Origin of the sequence: Pseudoflavonifractor phocaeensis (assembly GCF_038439875.1) — a bacterium.
In the GTDB taxonomy this organism is placed as follows: Bacteria; Bacillota; Clostridia; order Oscillospirales; family Oscillospiraceae; genus Vermiculatibacterium.
The window spans coordinates 113,807-131,570 of record NZ_JBCDMT010000007.1; the positions used below are offsets into that span (position 1 = coordinate 113,807).

Consider the following 17,764-nt stretch of genomic DNA (forward strand, 5'->3'; position numbering starts at 1 on the left):
GGCCGAAGGCTCGAATCCTGTCCCCGCAACCAAAAAAGCATCTGATTTTTTCGGAAATCAGATGCTTTTTACGTTCTTTTTTTAGCTGGATTCGCGGGGTTGGCAGGGACACCCCCGCGAATCCAACTACTGCCCACACCTTGGGAGGGCGGTCAAGCACAGAAAGGCCCGGCGCCGTTTCCACGGCGCCGGGCCTTTGTTTTTATTGAATGGCCGCCTCCAAAATCTCCAGGACGTTCAAGACCTGCTCCCGGGTGACCCTCGGGGTGGCTTCCCCCGCCCGGATGCAGTCCAGGAAGTGGGTCAGCTCGGTGAGGTACCAGCCGGTGGGGGGCACGTTGATGCCGGTGGGGATTTTCACCTTCTCCTCGGTGTCGAAGACCTGGGGAGCCTCCCCGAAGCGGTAGCCGGTAACGGTCTGGCCGTCGTTGATGAGCATCCCGTCCTCGAAGTAGACCCGCCAGCGGGCGGTGAAGGGGATGTCGGCGTTGAACCAGGCCGCCTCTCCGACTACATTCAGACCGTCGTAGCCGTAGGTGAAGCGGTACTGCTCGGCGTAGCCTTTGTCCGCCCCGCCGCAGGTGGTGTAGGAGACGGTTTTGGGCTTGCCGAAGAGGCTGACGATCACGTCCAGGTCGTGGATGTGGAGGTCGAAGGGCACCAGGCCGCTCTTGGTTTTGTCAAAAAGCCAGCCTCCCTGGGCCCACTTGGGGCAGGCGGAGAGCCGCTCGAACACGGCGTCCAGGGGCTTGCCGTAGACCCCGCTGTCCAGGACCTGCCGCAGGACGGCGATCTCGGGGGTGAACTGGACCACCTGGGCCACGTAGAGGTGCACCCCCTTGGCCTTGGCCAGGTCGAAGAGGGCCGCGGCGTCGGCCTTGGTCAGGGCGCAGGGCTTCTCCAGGATGACGTTTTTCCCCAGGCTTAGCGCCTCGGAGGCGTGGGATTTGTGGAGGAAAGTGGGGGTGCAGACGTCCACCACGTCGGGGTCCTCCGCCGCCGCCATCTCCGCGATGGTGGCGTAGAGGGGCAGGCCCCAGGCGGCGGCGTTCTCCCGGTCCTTGTCGGAGGCCCCCACCACGGCCACCACCTGGCAGTCCGGGATATGGGCGTAATTGCTGTGGTGGACGGTGCCCATGCCCCCAGCCCCCACGATGCCGATGCGTGTCATCACAGCTCAAACCCCTTGCTCTTGAGATAGGCGGCGCTGTCCCGCACCGCCTGGTCGATTTCGGCCAGGTCCTTAGCCCCGGCCTGGGTGAACTCGATTTCGATGCTGAAGGGGCAGGCATTGCCCGCCCGCTCCAGCTTGTCGAAAATCATAGGGAAGTCAATCCAGCCCTTGCCCAGGGCCGGGAAGTCCCAGACGTTCTTGGCCCCGCCCTTGTCCTTCAGGTGGACATAGCCCAGCTGGTCCATGGTCTCGTCCAGGTCGGCGGACAGGTCCACGTCCCCGTAGAAGATGGCGTTGGCGGTGTCGTAGTTGACCTTGACCCGCTCCGAACCGATGAGGTCCACGATTTCCTTCAAAATCTTCCCGCTGCCGTGGTCGCCGTGGACCTCCAGCACCAGGGTGAGGCCGTATCGCTCCAGCTCCGGCACCAGGGCCTTGACGTGCTCGGCCACCTCGGCGTTGGAGGCCACCGCCTGGTCGGCCAGGTGGGCCTCCCCGATGGAGGAGACGATGTAGTCGCAGCCGAAGAAGGCGGCGAGGCGGATGTTGGAGACGAAGTCCGGGATGCGGGCGGGGTCCATCAGGTTGCAGTGGCCGCTTAGGGCGAAGGGGATGAGGCCCTTTTGGGCCAGGCGGTCCTTCACGCTCCAAAGCTGTTCAAAGCTCTGGTCGGGGAAGACGTGCTCCGTCCAGCCCTTGGTGGCGGTGAGCTCGATATAGTGGAAGCCGGCGGCGGCGATGGAGTCGATGGCCTCCTCGATGGAATAGCCGTGGTAACAGTTGGAGTTGACCGCGATGACGCGCTTTAACACGATACCATCCCTTTCTCAAATCACGAACTGGTCCAGATACCGCTTGGAAATGCGCAGGGAGTCCAGGATACGCTCACAGCTCCCCTCGAAGGCCCGGTCCTCCACCTCCACGCAGGTGTAGCCGTCGTAGCCGATGTCGGTGAGGGCGGAGACGTATTTGTCCCACCGCACGTCGCCCAGGCCGGGGAGCTTGGGGGCCATGTAGTCCAGGGGGTAGGCCATGGTGCCCACCTCCTTGAGCTTTTCCGGGAAGAGCTTAATGTCCTTGTAGTGGACGTGGAAGATGCGGTCCTTGAACTCGTAGAGGGGGGCGATGTAGTCCATCATCTGCCAGACGAAGTGGCTGGGGTCGTAGTTGATGCCGAAGCTGGGGCTAGGGATGAGCTCGAAGCACTTGCGCCAGATGTCGGGGCGGGTGAAGAGGTTCTGCCCGCCGGGCCAGTTAGTCCGATCGAAGAGCATGGGGCAGTTCTCAATGGCGATTTTGACCTTGTGTTCCTCCGCGAAGCGGATGATGGGGGGCCAGACCTGGGCGAAGGTCTCCAGGTTTTCCTCCACCGTCCTGTGCTGTTCCCGGCCCACGAAGGTGGTGACCATGCCCACCCCCAGCTTTTCGCTGGCCAGAATGACCTTTTTCAGGTGCTCGATGGCGGCGGCCCGCTTCTCCAAATCCTCGTCCATGGTATTGGGGTAGAAGGCCAGGGAGGAGATCTCCACCCCCTTCTCCCGGCAGTAGCTCAGGATATGGGCGGCCTTCTCGTCGGTGAGGGCGTCCACGTCGATGTGGCTCACCCCGGCGTAGCGGCGCTCCGCCTTCCCCTGGGGCCAGCAGGCCACCTCCACGCACTGGTAGCCCATGTCGTGGGCCGCGTCAATCATCTCTTCAAAGCTCCACCCGTCCAGGATGGCGCTGACAAATCCCAATTTCATCTCGCTCGCTCCTCCCTCAATCCTGTTTGACCGTGACCCGCTCCCCCGTCTCGGCGGAGCGGATGCTGGCGAAGACCGCCCGCATGGCGGAGAGGGCCTCCTCCCCGGAAATCTCCGGGGGGGTGCCGTTCACCAGGCTGTCCATGAAGAGGTCGATGACCCCGGACTTGGTCTGGTTGTCGTTGGTCTGAATCTGGTCGATGTCGTAGAGAATGTTTTCCCCGTCGGCGGTGGTGATTTTGATGGAGTAGGCCGGGTCGTCATAGATGCGCATGATGCCTTTGGTGCCGTAGAGGATGGTGGAGTTGTCCTCCGCGCCGTAGTAGGTCCAGGAGGCGGTCATGGTGCCCACGGCCCCGCCGCTCATGCGGTAGATGCATACGGCGTTGTCGTCCACGCCGATGAGCTGGCCGTCGGGGCCCTTTTTGTCCAGGGTGGTCACCACGGCGGTGGTCTCCACCACCTTCTGGCCGGTGAGGAACTGGATGAGGTCTGTTTTGTGGATGCCCAGGTCCGCCATGGCGCCCATGGCGGCCTTCTTCTTGTCGAAGAACCAGGTGGCCTTGCCCGGGTCCACGCTCCAGGTCTCCGGCCCGCCGTGGCCGAAGGTGGTGCGGAAGGTGACGATATCCCCGATGGCCCCCTCCTCCACCAGCTTCCGAGCCCGGGCGTGGGCCTTGGCAAGGCGCTGGTTGTGGCCGATCATCAGGTATTTGCCGCTCTTTTTCGCCGCCGCCACCATGGCCTCGCACTCGGCCAGGGTGGTGGCCATGGGCTTTTCGCACAGCACGTGCTTACCCGCTTCCAGGGCGGCGATGGTGATTTCGGCGTGGGCGTTGTTGGCGGCGCACACGCTCACCGCGTCGATTTCAGGGTCGGCCAGCAGGTCCCGCCAGGAGGGGTAGACCTTGCCGCCGTACTGTTCGGCCAGCTCTTTGGCCCGGTCCTGGTTCAGGTCGTAATAGCCCCAGAGCTTCGCCTGGGGGTGGGCGGCGTACTCCGGGATGTGGCGCACTTGGGCGATTTTCCCGCAGCCGATGATTCCGATGTTGAACATGACTTACACCTCGCTTTTTGGTCTGTGGTGGGATGTGGTTAGGAGTCCGCTTCCTTCTTCTGGAGCAGCACCGCCGCGATGACGATGACGCCCTTGCAGGCCTCCCGCAGGAAGGGGGGCACCCCCATCAGGGTCAGGAGGTTATTCATCACGCCGATGATGAGCATGCCGAAGACGGTGCCGATGATGGAGCCCCGGCCGCCGGACATGCTGGTGCCGCCCACGATAACGGCGGCGATGGCGTCCATCTCATAGCCGCTGCCGGCGCTGGCGTAGTCCATGGAGCCGATGCGGGAGACCTGGATGACGGCGGCCACGGCCACCAGGGCCCCGGTGAGGACGTAGACCCGGCGCTTGACCTTGTTCACGTCGATGCCCGAGAGCTTGGCCGTGCGGGCGTTGGAACCGATGGCGTAAACGTGGCGGCCGAAAGTGGTCCGGCGGGACACCAGGTACAGCAGGGCCGCCAGGGCCGCCCAGTAGAGGATGGGCATGATGGCGAAGCCGCCGATCTTCAGGTTGGCGATGTTCAGAAAGCCCTTGGGCACGGCGGGATTGGCGTGCTGGGTGAAGTGCTGGGTTACGCTGCGGCAGATCTTCATCATGCCCAGGGTGGCGATGAAGGGGGGCAGCTTGCCGTAGGCGATGAGGGCGCCGTTGACCTCCCCCAGCACCGCGCCGAAGAGGAGGCCCGCCAGGATGCCCACAAGATAGGCGGGCACGCCGGTGATGCCCAGGCCGGACAGCAGGCCGGTGGCGCTGCCGTCGATGAACAGCATGACCACCGCGCCGATGGCCACCAGGGTGGAGCCCACGGACAGGTCGATGCCCCCGGAGATGATGACGAAGGTCATGCCCAGGGCGATGATGCCTACGCTGGCGTTGTTTTTCAGGATGTTGATCCAGTTGGTGAGCAGGGAGAGGCACAGCTCCCCGAAGGTGCCGCCGCTGGAGTTGGCGATCATGACCCCGGTCTGGATGATGATCATCAGAATGAGGACCACGCCGGTGCTGAAGAGCGGGTGCTGCTTCCAGTTGCTCTGGAACCAGGCCAGCGGGCTCTGCTTTTCCGCTTTGTTTTCCAATTTCTGTCCCATAATCGTCTCCCCCATCAATTTGCCGCGTCGGCCGGGCGGTCGGCAAGGGCCCCGCCGGTGGCCAGATGCATGATTTTTTGTTCGTTCATCTCCGCGCCGGAGACCTCGCCCTGGATTTCCCCGTGGTACATCACGAGGGCCCGGTCACAGACCCGGATGATCTCCTGGGCCTCGCTGGAGAGGACCACCACGGCCACCCCCTCCTTGGCGAGGCGGAGAATGATGTCGTAAATCTCCTCCTTGGCGCCCACGTCCACGCCCTGGGTGGGATTGTCCATAATGAGGACCTTGGGCCCCGCGGAGAGCCACTTGGCCAGCACCACCTTCTGCTGGTTGCCGCCGGAGAGGCTGGTGATGAGGTCGGTTTTCGCCCCCATCTTGATGTGCAGGTCCTCGGCCTGGGCGTCGAACTCCTTGTCCCGACGGGCCCGGTCGATGACGCCCCGGCGGGCAAGGCGGGGCAGGGTGACCATGGAGCCGTTCTCCACGATGTCCATATCCTTGATGATGCCGTTTTCCTTCCGGTTCCGGGGCACGTAGCCGATGCCCAGGGAGATGGCCTGGGGGGTGGAGGTCACCTTGACCGGCTTCCCCTCCAAAAAGACCTCCCCCTCATAGGGCCCGGCGCCGAAGACGGCCTGGAACAGCTCGCTGCGGCCGTCCCCCAGCAGGCCCGTGACCCCCAGCACCTCCCCCGAGCGCACCGAGAAGGACACGTCCTTGAAGGCGCGGCCGTCGGAGAGGCGTTCCCCCCGGAGCACCTCGTGGGCGGTGGTCTTGTCCCGCTGGAGGGCCTCGGTGCGCACGTCGTGGCCCACCATGAACCGGGCCAGGTCGTCGGTGGTGACCTCGGCCACGGGGCCGGACTGGACCATGTTGCCGTCCCGCAGAACGGTGAAGCGGTCGCAGATCTCCATGACCTCCTTGAGCTTGTGGGAGATGAAGATGATGCCCACCCCGTGGGTTTTGAGCATCCGCATCATCTCGAAGACCCGCTCGATCTCCGGGTCGGTGAGGGAGGTGGTGGGCTCGTCCATGATGATGATGGAGGCCTCCATCATCATGGCACGGGAGATCTCCACGATCTGCTTGTAGGAGGCGTCCAGGTCCCGGACCATGGTCTTGGGGTCCAGCTTGAGGTCCAGCCGGTCAAAGACCTCCTGAGTGAGGGAAATCATCTTTTTCGCGTCCAGCAGGCCGTTTTTCTGCTTGAGCTCCCGGCCGATAAACATATTCTCGTAGATGGCCAGGTCGTTGATGAGGGAGAGCTCCTGATGGATGAAGGCCACGCCGGCGTGGAGGGACTCCGCCGGGGAGTGGAACTGGACCTCCTTCCCGTCCAGGGAGATGGTCCCCCGGTCGGCGGGGAGCACCCCGCCCAGAATGTTCATGAGGGTGGATTTCCCCGCCCCGTTTTCCCCCAGCAGGGCGCAGATTTCCCCCTGGCCCAGGGTGAAGTCCACGTTTTTCAGCACGTCGTTGGCGCCGAAGGATTTGTAAATGCCGCGCATTTCCAGATTCATGCTCTCACGTCCCTTTCTTAGAAGGTGGGGAGGACGGCAGGGCCGCCGAGGCCGGCGGTCAACGAGGTTGCGTGCCCGCCGCTCTCAGCGGTCCTCCCTTGATAAGAAGGGGGGCTATGGCTATCCGGCCATAGCCCCCTTTGAGCGTTCGGTATGTGATTAGTACGGGCTGTTGGCGTCGAGGAACTGGTCCACGTTGTCCTTGTCCACGATGGTGGTGGGGATGATCTTCACGTCCTCGGCGGGCGGGTTGCCGTCCAGGATGTCCACGGCCATGTCCACGGCGTCCTTCACCATGGCGGGAGAGTACAGGGCGGACTCGATCCACAGATCGCCGTACTGCTCATCCTTCATCATGTTGAAGTACTCCTGGGCGCCGCCGCCGCCGGTGATGACCTTGATGTCGGTGCGGCCGGCGTCCATGATGGCCTGGATGGCGCCGATGGAGGTCTCGTCGTCCATGGAGTAGACGGCGTCGATCTGGCTGTTGGCGGTGAGGATGTCGGCCATGTCGGTCAGGCCGGCCTCGCGGGTGAACTGGGTGGCGTACTCGATGGTCTTCATGTCGGGGGCGATCTCAGCCAGGGTCTCCAGGAAGCCCTCCTTGCGCAGCTGGGCCACGGAACCGGAGGTGGGCACGTCCAGAATGACCACGGTGCCGGTGGTGCCGATCTTGTCCACGACGTACTTGGCGCCCTGGACGCCCATGTCCTTGTTGTCGCCGGAGACGCGGTACACGCCCGTAGCGTCGATGGCGATGTCGAAGTTCACCACGGGGATGCCCTCGTCAATGGTCTGCTGGATGGGCACTTCCATGCCCTCCCACTGGGGGAAGGCCACGATGGCCTCGGCGCCCCAGGACTTCAGCTCGTCCAGGCCGGTGGTCATCTCGTCGGCGTTGTTGCTGACGTTGACCTTATACTCCAGGCCCAGCTCCTTGCAGCGCAGCTCGGCGTTGTAGGCCACGGCGGCGGACCAGCCGTGGGTGACGGCGGGAGCCAGGATGCCGATCTTGTGGACCTTGGTCTCAGGGGCGGGGGTCTCCACAGCGGCGGAGGCGGGGGGCGTGCTGTCCTCGGGAGCGGGGGTCTCCTTGGCGCCGCCGCCGCAGGCGGCCAGGGAGAGAGACATGGTGCCGGCCAGAGCAAGGGCGGCAAGTTTCTTCAGTTTCATTGCGATTGATTCCTCCTTTAATTTTGTGAGCAGGTGTTTATGACTCAACGGCGCGGCGCGCCGAGGAATCCCGCAGGATCATTTTGTGGGGCAGGAAACGGGCCGTGCCCGCCCCCTCGCCCCGGATCTGCCGCAGCAGCAGTTCGCAGGCGGCCTGGCCCAGCTCGTAGCAGGGCTGGCTCACCGTGGTGAGCATGGGCCGGAACATGGTGGCGTACTCCACGTCGTCAAAGCCCACCACCGTCAGGTCCTCGGGGACCCGCAGGCCCCGCTCCTCCGCCGCCCGGATGGCCCCCAGGGCCAGCACGTCGGAGATGCAGAAGAGGGCCGTGGGCCGGTCCTTCCTGTCCAGAAGCTCCCCCGCCGCCCGGACGCCCGAGAGGAAGGAGTAGTCCTTATCGGCGAAAGCCTCCAGGGGCTTGATGTCCGCCCGTCGGAGGACGGCCTCGCAGCCCTCCCGCCGCTGGCGGGTGGAAATGAAGTGGTTGGTGGAGCCCACAAAGCCGATCTGGCGGTGGCCCAGGGAGAGGAGGTATTCCGCCACCTCCTCCGCCGCGGAGCGGTTGTCGATGGACACGTGGCTGATGGACTCGTCGGCGCAGTATTCGCTGCCCTGCACCACAGGGAACTCCGCCGCCGCCGCCGGGACCACCTTGGAGTCCAGCGCCGCGTCCAAAAAGACGGCCCCGTCGGCCCGGCCGTTATGCAGCAGTTCTAGGTATTCCGCCCGGCGGACCTGGACGCCGCCGCCAATGCAGAGCATGGTGTTATAGAAGCCGGCCCGGGCGGTATCCTCGATGCCGGCGATGATGTTGGCGTAATAGGGGTTAGTGACGTTGGGGACGAATACCAGGAGCATCCGGCTCTCCCCCCGGCGGAGGCTGCGCCCCCACACGTTGGGCTGGTAGTCCAGCTTGTCGATGGCCGAGCGGACCTTCTCCTCCGTCGCCCGGGAGACCGCGCCGTTCCGGTTGATGACCCGGGACACCGTCGCCACCGAGACCCCGGCCTCTCTGGCCACGTCCGATATGGTGCTCACGGTCATCCTCCTTCTGTAAACGATTACATCCGGTAAGCGCACTATACCATTTCAACAAAAGATAGTCAATGGGCCCGGGGCATTTTTGGCAACTTCACAAGCAGGATTTTGCCTGTGGGCAAAATCCTGCATTTCTGGTTGTGAAAACGTTTACAAAGGGAGAAACTTTGCAGGATTTCCGCAGATTCCTTTGCCAGTTGGTATTTTTGGAGTAGCGGGCCGGACGTTGAAAAGCCCCTTTTGCCTTCCAAAAAACTTCGGCATAAAAATATTTGCCAGCAATCCTTGCCCTTGCTATAATAAGAAGTAACCAAAGCAGGATCCATCATCCCCGAGCGGCCCTGCGCCCCCCTCCTTCCGGCGCCTGGCGAATACCGTGACCATGCCGAGCCGCCAAGGGCAAGGGGCAAGACGCAAAGCGGCGGGCCCATGAAACACACTCTTTAAACACTCCGGGAAACGGAAGAACAGGTCATGATAAAGCCGCTGATACAGCGGCGGGATAAACCTGATGGAAGGAGAGGACATCATGAAGAGAAGATTTGCAAAACCCCTGTTCGCCCTGACGCTGTCCGCGGCCCTGGGCCTGACGCTGCTGCCCACGGCTGTCCATGCGGAGGACAAGCCCTGGGGCTGGTGGATGGAGTATGGCGAGGGCTGGCACACCGACGAGGACGGATACCGCTTTTATGTGGACGGCTACGGCAATATCCACTGGGATCTGAATTCCGGCGACACCACCCCGCCGGAGACCGACACGCCCCCCGCCGATACCCCTCCGGCGGACACGCCCCCGGTAAAGGACCCCTCCTCCGGCAGTTCTGCCCATCCGCCCCAGGAGAGCATGCTCCGCATCGAAAACGGGGAGCTGCTGGGCGTCGATGTGCCCGGCTACGGCTTTCGGGACACCCTGGTGATCCCGGACAGCGTGACCCGCATCCGCAGGGGCGCCCTGTCCTGGCAGCAGCGCATGACCGGCGTGGTGATCCCCGCCGGGGTGACCGAGATTGGGGAGGAGGCCTTCTATAAGTGCGACCTCCTGACCGGCGTGATCATCCCGGAGGGGGTCACCCGGATCGAGCGCGGCACCTTTGCCGGCTGTTACAGCATGACGGAGCTGAGGATCCCCGATGGGGTGACCAGCATCGGCGCGGACGCCTTCTCCAGCTGCTCCGGCCTGACCTCCCTCACCCTGCCCAGGGAGCTGAGAGAGATTGGAGAGGGGGCCTTCCGCTACTGCGAGGGCCTGACGGAGGTCACCATCCCCGACAAGGTGGAGACCATCGGCGACCTGGCCTTCACTGACTGCGACAACCTCACCAAAGTTACCATCCCCGACAATGTTTCCTCCATCGGTGAATTTGCCTTCAGCGGGCTGGAGGACACCCTCACCATTTACGGGGACACCGGCTCGGCGGCGGAGACCTTCGCCAAGGAGCAGGGCTTCGCCTTTGTCTCCACCGGAATCTCCAAGCGCAATCCCCCCAAACCCGTGGAGGACGCCCCCAATCTGACCGCCGCCAGCAGTTGGGCCCGGGAGGGGCTCACCACCGCCTACAACGCCGGACTGATCCCCGAGGGGCTGCGGGAGGGGTACACCCAGACGGCCACCCGGGCCGAGTTCTGCGCCCTGGCGGTGGCCCTCTATGAGAAGGCCACCGGGCTGGAGATGTTCCAGGGGCGGCCCATCTTCAGCGATACCACCGACCCCGACGTGCTGAAAATGGCCTACATCGGCGTGGTTACCGGCGTGGGCGACGACCGCTTCGACCCCGACGGCAAACTGACCCGGGAGCAGGCGGCCACCATGCTCTCCCGGCTGGCCTCCGCCGCGGGTATCCGCCTGGCCGTCCAGGACACCTCCGCCACCGAGAACGAGTCCGTAACCGTGACCGTCCAGGCGGCCCAGACCGAGGTGTCTGCCTCGGAGACGGTAGGGTCACGCCCCGCCGCCGCCAGCCCCACCTTTGCCGATAACGGCGACATCTCCTCCTGGGCCTTCGAGGCGGTGGGCCTGGTCCAGGGCAGCGGCATCATGGGCGGCGTGGGGGACAACCGCTTCGACCCCCAGGGCGAGTACACCCGGGAGCAGAGCATACTGACCATGCTGCGGCTCTACAAGCTGGCAAAATAATTTATCCCGCGGCATTCTAATAAAAGGGACCGGACCTGCCGTTGTACGGCGGGCCCGGTCCCTTTTGCTGCTGAAACCGATCCACAAAAGCGTGGAGGAATCACTTGATTTACTTCTGTGCTCTTCCCAGTTCCAAACCCTTGTCGAAGGCCTGCTTGTTGAGGGGCAGGAGCTTGGGCTTGCTGGCGAGCTTGTGCTCGATGGTCTGCCAGACGATCTCCGGGGCGATGACCTCGGTGTAGCCCACGTACACCCCCAGCATGATGACGTTGAGCACCTTGGCGTTGCCCATCTCCAGGGCCAGCTCGGTCACCGGGGCCTTCACCAGCTTCACGTCGGCGCGGTCGATCTGGTCGGAGACGATGGAGCTGTTGATGAACAGGGTGCCGTTTTTCTTCAGCTTGGGCAGGAATTTATTGAGGGACGGGCCGTTCATCACGATCAGGTCGTCCATCACGTCCCCCAGGGGGGCGCCCACCTCCTCATCGGAGATGACCACGTAGCAGTTGGCGGTGCCGCCCCGCTGCTCGGCGCCATAGGAGGGGAAAAAGGTCACTTTCTTATCGGTGGAATTGCAGGTGGCGTCGGCCAGGAACTTCCCCAGGGTCATGACCCCCTGGCCGCCGAAGCCGGCCACACAAAGATTGGTTTCCATGTTCTCTCCTCCTTCAGCGGTCCCGCACGACGCCCAGCGGGAACTCGGGCAGCATCTTTTCCTCGATGAAGTCCAGGCTTTGCAGGGCGTCCATGCCCCAGTTGGTGGGACAGCCGGTGACGATCTCCACCATGGAGAATCCCTTGCCGTCCAGCTGGTTCTGGAACGCCTTCCTGATGGCGTTCTTGGTCTTCATCACGTTCTGGGGGGTGTTGCAGCTGGTGCGCTCCAGGTAGGCCGGGGCGGTGAGCTGGTTCAAAATCTCGCACATGTGCATGGGGTAGCCGTGCTCCTTGGGGTCCCGGCCCTTGGGGGCGGTGGAGGCCTTCATCCCCACCAGGGTGGTGGGGGCCATCTGGCCGCCGGTCATTCCATAAATACCGTTGTTGATGAAGATGACGGTGATGTTGTCCCCCCGGTTGGCGGCGGACATGGTCTCGGCCAGGCCGATGGAGGCCAGGTCGCCATCCCCCTGGTAAGTATACACCAAAGTGTCCGGGTTGGCCCGCTTCATGCCCGTGGCCACCGCACAGGCCCGGCCGTGGGGGGCGGTGGTGTTGTCGTAGGCCATGTAGTCCATGTGCAGCCCGCAGCAGCCGATGCCCAGCACGGCGGCGGCCCTGTCCACACAGTTCATCTCCTCCAGCACCTCGCCGATGAGCTTGATGACGGTGGAGTGCATACACCCGGGGCAGAAGCCGGAGACTTTGTCCTCCTGGATGGTCTTGGTCCTCGTATAGATCTTTTCCATTGCTCAGCCCTCCATGATGGTCTTGGCCGCGGCGAGAATGGCCTCACGGCTCATGATGTTGCCGCCGGAGCAAAGGCACTTCTCCACCCTGCAGCGGTCCTTCACGCCCACCAGCACGTCATTGACGAACTGGGCGGGGATGGACATCTCCACGTCCAGCACCGCCTTCACCTTCTTGTAGTCGATGTGGTCGTAGGCGGCGTAGGGGAAGGGATGGACGGTGATGGGCCGGATGAGGCCGGCCTTGATCCCCTGCTGGCGCAGCAGGTTTACGGCGGATTTGGCGATGCGGGCGGAGATGCCGTAGGCGGTGAGGACCAGCTCGGCGTCCTCCACCAGGTACTCCTCCGCCCGGGCGTCCTTCTCCCAGGAGCGGTACAGGGCCTCCGCGGCCTCGTTCTCCTCCTGCATCCGCGCCGTGGACCACTGGCCCGGCTGGATCCAGGCCCGGTGGGCGTAGTCCAGCGGGTGGCCCACGCAGGCCCAGCTCTTCTTGCCCTCCTTGATGGCGGCGATCTCGGCGTCCGACTTCATCTCCGGCAGCACCACCGGCTCCATCATGGTGGCGATGACGCCGTCGGCCAGGATGAGGACGGGGTTGCGGTCCCGGTCGGCGTAGTCGAAGGCCTGATAGGTCATGTCCACCGCCTCCTGGACAGTGGAGGGGGCAAAGACCATCATCTGGAAGCCGCCGTTGCCGCTGGCCTTGGTGGCCTGGAGGTAGTCCTGCTGGGCGGGCTGGATGGAGCCCACCCCCGGGCCGCCCCGGGCGAAGTTGGCGTACACCATGGGCACCCGGGCGGCGGCGCAATAGCTGATGCCCTCGCTCTTCAAAGAGATACCAGGGCTGGAGGAGGAGGTCATGGACCGCACCCCCATGGAGGCCGCCCCGTAGACCATGTTGATGGACGCCACCTCGCTCTCCCCCTGGACGAACACCCCGTTCACCTCCGGCAGCCGCCGGGAGAAGTACTCCGGCACCTCGTTCTGGGGGGTGATGGGATAGCCGGCAAAGAACCGGCACCCGGCCCGGACGGCAGCCTCGGCCACCGCCTCCGTGCCCTTCATAAATACTCTCGCCATGTTCTTTCCCTCCTTATTTGTACACGTCGATGGCCCCGTCGGGGCACATCCGGGCGCAGATGGCGCACCCGATGCAGGCCTCCGGCTTCACCGGCTCCACGTATTCATACCCCTTGGAGTTCACCTTTGTCCCGATGGCCAGAACCCCCTTGGGGCAGAACTTGATGCAGTACCCGCAGCTCTTGCACCGCTCCGCTACGATCTCTACCTTTGCCATGTTTCCACTCCTTACTCCGAATGATTATCCCATCGCCTGGCCGTCCTGCCAGGGGTAGGTGAGATACAAGTGAATGGGCCAGACGGGCAGGTCCAGCCGGGGTTTTACCCCTTCCGCCAGCTCCGCCGGGACGCAGACCCGCTCGATGCTTTTGTAGGGCCCGATGAGCTCCTCCAGCCGCCGCGTGCCCTCCAGCACGTCCCCGGCGGTGGTCTCCGCGCCCAGATTTGGATTTCCAATCATGTGCAGGGTCTCCAGCTGTACGTGGGAAACCCCCAGCACCTCGCCCAGCACCCTGTCGATGTGCTCCAGGTCCATGGACCAGGGCCGGTAGGGGTTCACCACGTAGCACACCGCTGTCTCCGGCCGGTTCAGCAGGGGCGCGTAGCCCCCCACGGACCGGGCGCCGATGTGGTCGCCCCCCACGTCCATGACCACGAAGCTCCCCTCGTCCCGCAGCAGGCGGCTCACGCCCCCCGCGGTGGTGGGCGCGTCCATGAACTGCTCCTCGAAGTGGACGGTGACCCCCGCCCGGGTGAGGGGCTCCGCCGCGTCCCGGGAGCGGAACAGGGGCTTGGTCATGTCCAGGTCAAAGAAATGCACCGGCTTCTCCCCCCGGCGTGCCAGGGTGATGGCCAGATTGAGGGCGATCTCGCTCTTGCCGCTCCCCGCCTCCCCCAGAAAGACAAAGTTGGTCTCTTTCATGTCCGCGCCTCCCTTCTTACGGCCTGCGGATGGCCAGCATCCCCACCAGCGCCGCCGCGATGAGGCCGAACAGCAGGACAAAAATGGTGGTGTAGCTGCCGGTGGCGTCGAAGATGCCCCCGGCGGCGGTGGAGGCGAAGGAGGCCACCAGCAGGTTGAGGTTCATGATGGAAAAGTTCACCGGGTAGTTCTCCTTGCCGTAGAACCGCTTCGTCACCGCGGCGCCCATGGTGGGGCCGCCGCCGTAACCCAGGCCGATGAAGAGGAAGCCGGGGATCAGCAGGGCGGGCCGCCCGTTCAGGGAGAGCAGCAGCAGCCCCGTGCCCAGGGCGAAGCTCACCACCACCAGGGCCATAGTGACCCCCCGCCCCACCTTGTCGAAGAGGGCCCCGAAGAGCACCCGGCCCAGGCCGTTGCACACGGAGATCAGGCCCACGGCCAGGGACAGGGTCCCGGCGTCCATGGCGGGCGAGGCGGTGAGGGCGATGCCCCGGGCCTGGGCGATGATGACCAGTCCCACGGCGGACAGAGTGACCGCCCAGAGGAAGAAACACCAAAAGCTGCTCCGGCGGAGCATCCGGCCGGGGGTGAACTCCTCCCCCGCCTCCGCCCCTGTCTGGGGCCCGGCCGCCGGCAGCTCGCCGGGCTTGGGGGTGTGGAAGGCGAAAGAACCGGCAAAGAGCAGCGCCGCCATGACCACCCCCAGCACCAGCAGGGTGGTCCGCCAGGCCCCCACCGTGTCCGGCGTGACGGCGGTAAACACCGCCCCGATCACCATGCTGCTGGCCCCGAAGCCCATGAGCAGCACCCCGGAGATAAGCCCCTGCCGGTCGGGAAACCACTGGGGCATCACGTTCATGATGGAGTTATAGGCAAAGCCGGAGGCCGTGCCGCACAGCACGCCGTAGCTGACGTAGAGCATGGGCAGGCTTTGGGCCCGGGAGGTGAGGAAAAAGCCGATCAGAAACAGCACGGCGGATATCCGCACGTTCATCCGCACCTGAATTTTTTTGGACAACAACCCCGCCGCCATGCCCCCCAGGCAGAAGAAGGCCATGCACAGGGTGAAGGTGAGGGAGAGCTGGGCGTTGCTCCACTGGGGAAACTCCGCCGCGATGGGGGCGGAGAGGATGCTCCAGGCGTAGACGAACCCGGCGAAGAGCATCAGCACCACGCCCACCAGGGCGTAACCAAACCGCTTTTTCATCAGAATCCCGGCTCCTCTGTTTTGACAAAGGTCTTGGCCTTCTCCTGGCCCCGCAGGACCCGCAGGCCGCCCAGGGCCAGGGATTCCATCTCGTTCTCTCCCCCATAGACCACCACGGGGGCCAGGAAGGAGACGTACTCCGTGACCGCCTTGGTGAAGTACTCCGAGTAGGCGATGCCGCCGGTGAGGAGGATGGCGTCCAGCTTGCCGTAGACGCCGGGGGCCAGCTTGCCGATGTTCTTGGCCACGTTGAGGGCCATGGCGTCGTAAATCAGCTTGGCGTGGGTATCCCCTTCGGCAATTTTCTTCTCCACATCCCGGCTGTCGGTGGTGCCCAGGTGGGCCATCAGCCCCCCCTGGTTCTTCACCAGCTTCATCATGGACTGGTAGGTGTACTCCCCGGAGAAGCACATCTTGATGACGTCGAACATGGGCAAGCCGCCCGCCCGCTCGGGGGAGAAGGGGCCCTCCTCGTCGTTGATGAAGTCCTCCACCTTCCCGTTGTGGTGCAGGTTCACCGAGATGCCGCCCCCCAGGTGGGCCACGATAACGGTGACGTCCTTGTAGTCCCTGCCCTGCTCCCTGGCGTAGCGCAGGGCGGCGGCCCGGGTGTTCAGGTTGTGGCCCATGCCCTTGCGCCGCAGGGCGGGCAGGCCGGTGATCTTATTGATGGGCGTCAGCTCGTCCACGGTGACGCCGTCGTAGATGTAGGCGGGGATGTTCAGCTCCAGGCTGATGGAGCGGGCGATCATGGCCCCCACGTTGGAGGCGTGCTCGTTCTGGGGCTTGTTTTTCAGCTGCCAGACCATGTCGTCGTTCACCTCGTAGGCGCCGGCCTCGATGGGGGTCAGCAGCCCGCCTCGGGAGACAACGGCGCTGAGGCTGTCCAGGGCCACGCCGTGCTCCCCCAGGCACTTCAGCACCAGCTCCTTGCGGAACTCGTACTGGTCGGCCACCCGGTCGAAGGGGGCAAGCTCATCGGGGGTGTGGACGATGGACTCGGTGAACAGGGGCTTCTCGGCGTCGTAGACGGCGATTTTCGTGGAGGTGGAGCCGGGGTTCAAAATCAGCAGGCGTTCCATCAAAGTCCCTCCATTCCGCGGGCGGCCAGGGCGGCCAGGGCGATGGAGTTGTACTTCTCCTCGGCGGTGGAGCCCCGGCTGGTCATGGCGATGGGGCACTTGGCCCCCACGATGAAGCCGGCCATCTTGGCCCCGCAGGTCACCGCCAGCATCTTGCCCATGACGTTGCCGGCGTGGATGTTGGGGGCCACCAGGATGTCGCAGTCCCCGGCGCAGGGACTCTCAAAGCCCTTGAAGGCCGCGATCTCCTTGGACACCGCGCAGTCGTAGGAGATGGGGCCCTCCACCACGCAGTGGGCCAGCTCCCCCCGCTGGTTCATCTGCTTGAGGGCGTCCCCCTCCACCGTCTCCGGCATTTTGGGGTTGAGCTTTTCCACGCAGGCCAGCACCCCCACCTTGGGGCAGTCGTAGCCGATGGCCCGCAGGGCCTCCACGCTATTTTCGATGATAGCCTTCTTCTGCTCCAGGGTGGGGTAGGTCACCATGCCGCCGTCTACGGGGGCCAGGAGCTTGTGGTAGGAGGGCACTTCAAACACGGTGAAGTGGCTCATCACGCCCCCCTTGCCAAGGCCGTGATCCTTGTTGACCACCGCCTTGAGCAGCACGCCGGTGTCCAGCCGCCCCTTGAGAAGGAACTGGGCCTTGCCCTCCCGGACCAGGGCCACCGCCTTTTCCGCGGCCTTGGCCAGGTCCGGCTCATCGTAGATGTCCTCCTCGGGCACCGTCTCCCCCAGCTTGGCGAGGATGTCCAGGATAACCGCCTTATCCCCCACCAGCACCGGCTCCACGATGCCCTCTTTGCGGGCGTGGAGGGCCGCTTCCAGGGTGTGCTCGTCTCCGGCGGCGGCCACCGCCATGCGGGTGCGGCCGTCCAGGTCCTTGACCTTCCCCACCACTTCCTCAAACGTTTTGTATATCATAAATTCCATCCGCTCCTCCCGTTTTTCAAGCGTTCAGCACTTGCAATATATATTTTGCATTATATATCTTGCAAGATTTGTAAGCCTAGTTTACCACGTTGTATCAGGATTGCAAGCCCCCCGTTCCACTTTCGGAGGATTCTCCAAAAAATGCGGGAACGGTTTGGCTATTTTGTTATTTGCCGCCCCTTGCCTTTTCCCTGAA

General features: G+C 64.1%; 17 protein-coding genes. 1 reads left to right on the top strand and 16 read right to left on the bottom strand.

Annotated elements, in window-relative coordinates; all coding sequences use genetic code 11:
* Positions 1 to 202 precede the first annotated feature (202 nt).
* From AAEU42_RS13670 to AAEU42_RS13705, 8 genes are all read right to left on the bottom strand, one after another.
* Positions 203 to 1,171, bottom strand: a complete 969-nt coding sequence (locus tag AAEU42_RS13670; protein ID WP_342234265.1) for a Gfo/Idh/MocA family protein — start codon at positions 1,169 to 1,171, stop codon at positions 203 to 205.
* Positions 1,171 to 1,986, bottom strand: a complete 816-nt coding sequence (locus AAEU42_RS13675) for a sugar phosphate isomerase/epimerase family protein (RefSeq protein ID WP_342234129.1) — start codon at positions 1,984 to 1,986, stop codon at positions 1,171 to 1,173. The genes AAEU42_RS13670 and AAEU42_RS13675 overlap by 1 nt, the downstream gene beginning before the upstream one ends.
* A gap of 15 nt (positions 1,987 to 2,001) precedes the next feature.
* Positions 2,002 to 2,916, bottom strand: coding sequence for a sugar phosphate isomerase/epimerase family protein (locus tag AAEU42_RS13680; RefSeq protein ID WP_342234130.1), 915 nt, complete (start codon positions 2,914 to 2,916; stop codon positions 2,002 to 2,004).
* Positions 2,917 to 2,932: 16 nt separating this feature from the next.
* Positions 2,933 to 3,973, bottom strand: coding sequence for a Gfo/Idh/MocA family protein (locus tag AAEU42_RS13685; protein ID WP_342234131.1), 1,041 nt, complete (start codon positions 3,971 to 3,973; stop codon positions 2,933 to 2,935).
* Between the two features lie 38 nt (positions 3,974 to 4,011).
* Positions 4,012 to 5,070 (bottom strand): ABC transporter permease, encoded by a 1,059-nt coding sequence (locus AAEU42_RS13690; protein ID WP_342234132.1) that lies wholly within the window; start codon positions 5,068 to 5,070, stop codon positions 4,012 to 4,014.
* 14 nt (positions 5,071 to 5,084) lie between these two features.
* Complete coding sequence (locus tag AAEU42_RS13695) at positions 5,085 to 6,593, bottom strand: sugar ABC transporter ATP-binding protein (protein WP_342234133.1); 1,509 nt, start codon at positions 6,591 to 6,593, stop codon at positions 5,085 to 5,087.
* A gap of 159 nt (positions 6,594 to 6,752) precedes the next feature.
* Positions 6,753 to 7,766 carry an ABC transporter substrate-binding protein gene (locus AAEU42_RS13700; protein WP_342234134.1) on the bottom strand — a complete coding sequence of 338 codons (1,014 nt, stop codon included), beginning with the start codon at positions 7,764 to 7,766 and terminating at the stop codon, positions 6,753 to 6,755.
* A 37-nt stretch (positions 7,767 to 7,803) separates the two neighbouring features.
* Positions 7,804 to 8,811, bottom strand: coding sequence for a LacI family DNA-binding transcriptional regulator (locus AAEU42_RS13705; protein WP_342234135.1), 1,008 nt, complete (start codon positions 8,809 to 8,811; stop codon positions 7,804 to 7,806).
* Positions 8,812 to 9,334: 523 nt separating this feature from the next.
* On the opposite strand from AAEU42_RS13705, the gene AAEU42_RS13710 reads away from it, so the two are divergent.
* Positions 9,335 to 10,939, top strand: a complete 1,605-nt coding sequence (locus tag AAEU42_RS13710; protein WP_342234136.1) for a leucine-rich repeat protein — start codon at positions 9,335 to 9,337, stop codon at positions 10,937 to 10,939.
* A gap of 109 nt (positions 10,940 to 11,048) precedes the next feature.
* On the opposite strand, the gene AAEU42_RS13715 is transcribed toward AAEU42_RS13710, so the two are convergent.
* Genes AAEU42_RS13715 through AAEU42_RS13750 form a run of 8 tightly spaced genes read right to left on the bottom strand, consistent with a single transcriptional unit; the run spans position 11,049 to position 17,559 of the window.
* Positions 11,049 to 11,594 (bottom strand): 2-oxoacid:ferredoxin oxidoreductase subunit gamma family protein, encoded by a 546-nt coding sequence (locus AAEU42_RS13715; protein ID WP_342234137.1) that lies wholly within the window; start codon positions 11,592 to 11,594, stop codon positions 11,049 to 11,051.
* Between the two features lie 13 nt (positions 11,595 to 11,607).
* Positions 11,608 to 12,345 (bottom strand): thiamine pyrophosphate-dependent enzyme, encoded by a 738-nt coding sequence (locus AAEU42_RS13720; RefSeq protein WP_342234138.1) that lies wholly within the window; start codon positions 12,343 to 12,345, stop codon positions 11,608 to 11,610.
* Between the two features lie 3 nt (positions 12,346 to 12,348).
* Positions 12,349 to 13,428 (bottom strand): 3-methyl-2-oxobutanoate dehydrogenase subunit VorB, encoded by a 1,080-nt coding sequence (gene vorB / locus AAEU42_RS13725; RefSeq protein WP_342234139.1) that lies wholly within the window; start codon positions 13,426 to 13,428, stop codon positions 12,349 to 12,351.
* Between the two features lie 13 nt (positions 13,429 to 13,441).
* Positions 13,442 to 13,645, bottom strand: coding sequence for a 4Fe-4S dicluster domain-containing protein (locus AAEU42_RS13730; protein ID WP_342234140.1), 204 nt, complete (start codon positions 13,643 to 13,645; stop codon positions 13,442 to 13,444).
* Positions 13,646 to 13,669: 24 nt separating this feature from the next.
* Positions 13,670 to 14,350: a hypothetical protein gene (locus tag AAEU42_RS13735; protein ID WP_342234141.1), complete on the bottom strand. Its 681-nt coding sequence runs from the start codon at positions 14,348 to 14,350 to the stop codon at positions 13,670 to 13,672.
* Between the two features lie 16 nt (positions 14,351 to 14,366).
* Positions 14,367 to 15,557: an MFS transporter gene (locus AAEU42_RS13740; RefSeq protein ID WP_342234142.1), complete on the bottom strand. Its 1,191-nt coding sequence runs from the start codon at positions 15,555 to 15,557 to the stop codon at positions 14,367 to 14,369.
* Complete coding sequence (gene buk, locus AAEU42_RS13745) at positions 15,557 to 16,639, bottom strand: butyrate kinase (RefSeq protein ID WP_342234143.1); 1,083 nt, start codon at positions 16,637 to 16,639, stop codon at positions 15,557 to 15,559. The genes AAEU42_RS13740 and buk overlap by 1 nt, the downstream gene beginning before the upstream one ends.
* Positions 16,639 to 17,559, bottom strand: coding sequence for a phosphate acyltransferase (locus tag AAEU42_RS13750; RefSeq protein WP_342234144.1), 921 nt, complete (start codon positions 17,557 to 17,559; stop codon positions 16,639 to 16,641). The genes buk and AAEU42_RS13750 overlap by 1 nt, the downstream gene beginning before the upstream one ends.
* Positions 17,560 to 17,764 lie beyond the last annotated feature (205 nt).

Bases quoted from the DNA above. Each gene is read 5' to 3' on its own strand.
- AAEU42_RS13670 (WP_342234265.1), bottom strand. From the start codon at position 1,171: ATGACACGCATCGGCATCGTGGGGGCTGGGGGCATGGGCACCGTCCAC.
- AAEU42_RS13680 (WP_342234130.1), bottom strand. From the start codon at position 2,916: ATGAAATTGGGATTTGTCAGCGCCATCCTGGACGGGTGGAGCTTTGAA.
- AAEU42_RS13685 (WP_342234131.1), bottom strand. From the start codon at position 3,973: ATGTTCAACATCGGAATCATCGGCTGCGGGAAAATCGCCCAAGTGCGC.
- AAEU42_RS13690 (WP_342234132.1), bottom strand. From the start codon at position 5,070: ATGGGACAGAAATTGGAAAACAAAGCGGAAAAGCAGAGCCCGCTGGCC.
- AAEU42_RS13695 (WP_342234133.1), bottom strand. From the start codon at position 6,593: ATGAATCTGGAAATGCGCGGCATTTACAAATCCTTCGGCGCCAACGAC.
- AAEU42_RS13700 (WP_342234134.1), bottom strand. From the start codon at position 7,766: ATGAAACTGAAGAAACTTGCCGCCCTTGCTCTGGCCGGCACCATGTCT.
- AAEU42_RS13705 (WP_342234135.1), bottom strand. From the start codon at position 8,811: ATGACCGTGAGCACCATATCGGACGTGGCCAGAGAGGCCGGGGTCTCG.
- AAEU42_RS13710 (WP_342234136.1), top strand. From the start codon at position 9,335: ATGAAGAGAAGATTTGCAAAACCCCTGTTCGCCCTGACGCTGTCCGCG.
- AAEU42_RS13715 (WP_342234137.1), bottom strand. From the start codon at position 11,594: ATGGAAACCAATCTTTGTGTGGCCGGCTTCGGCGGCCAGGGGGTCATG.
- AAEU42_RS13720 (WP_342234138.1), bottom strand. From the start codon at position 12,345: ATGGAAAAGATCTATACGAGGACCAAGACCATCCAGGAGGACAAAGTC.
- vorB (WP_342234139.1), bottom strand. From the start codon at position 13,428: ATGGCGAGAGTATTTATGAAGGGCACGGAGGCGGTGGCCGAGGCTGCC.
- AAEU42_RS13730 (WP_342234140.1), bottom strand. From the start codon at position 13,645: ATGGCAAAGGTAGAGATCGTAGCGGAGCGGTGCAAGAGCTGCGGGTAC.
- AAEU42_RS13735 (WP_342234141.1), bottom strand. From the start codon at position 14,350: ATGAAAGAGACCAACTTTGTCTTTCTGGGGGAGGCGGGGAGCGGCAAG.
- AAEU42_RS13740 (WP_342234142.1), bottom strand. From the start codon at position 15,557: ATGAAAAAGCGGTTTGGTTACGCCCTGGTGGGCGTGGTGCTGATGCTC.
- buk (WP_342234143.1), bottom strand. From the start codon at position 16,639: ATGGAACGCCTGCTGATTTTGAACCCCGGCTCCACCTCCACGAAAATC.
- AAEU42_RS13750 (WP_342234144.1), bottom strand. From the start codon at position 17,559: ATGATATACAAAACGTTTGAGGAAGTGGTGGGGAAGGTCAAGGACCTG.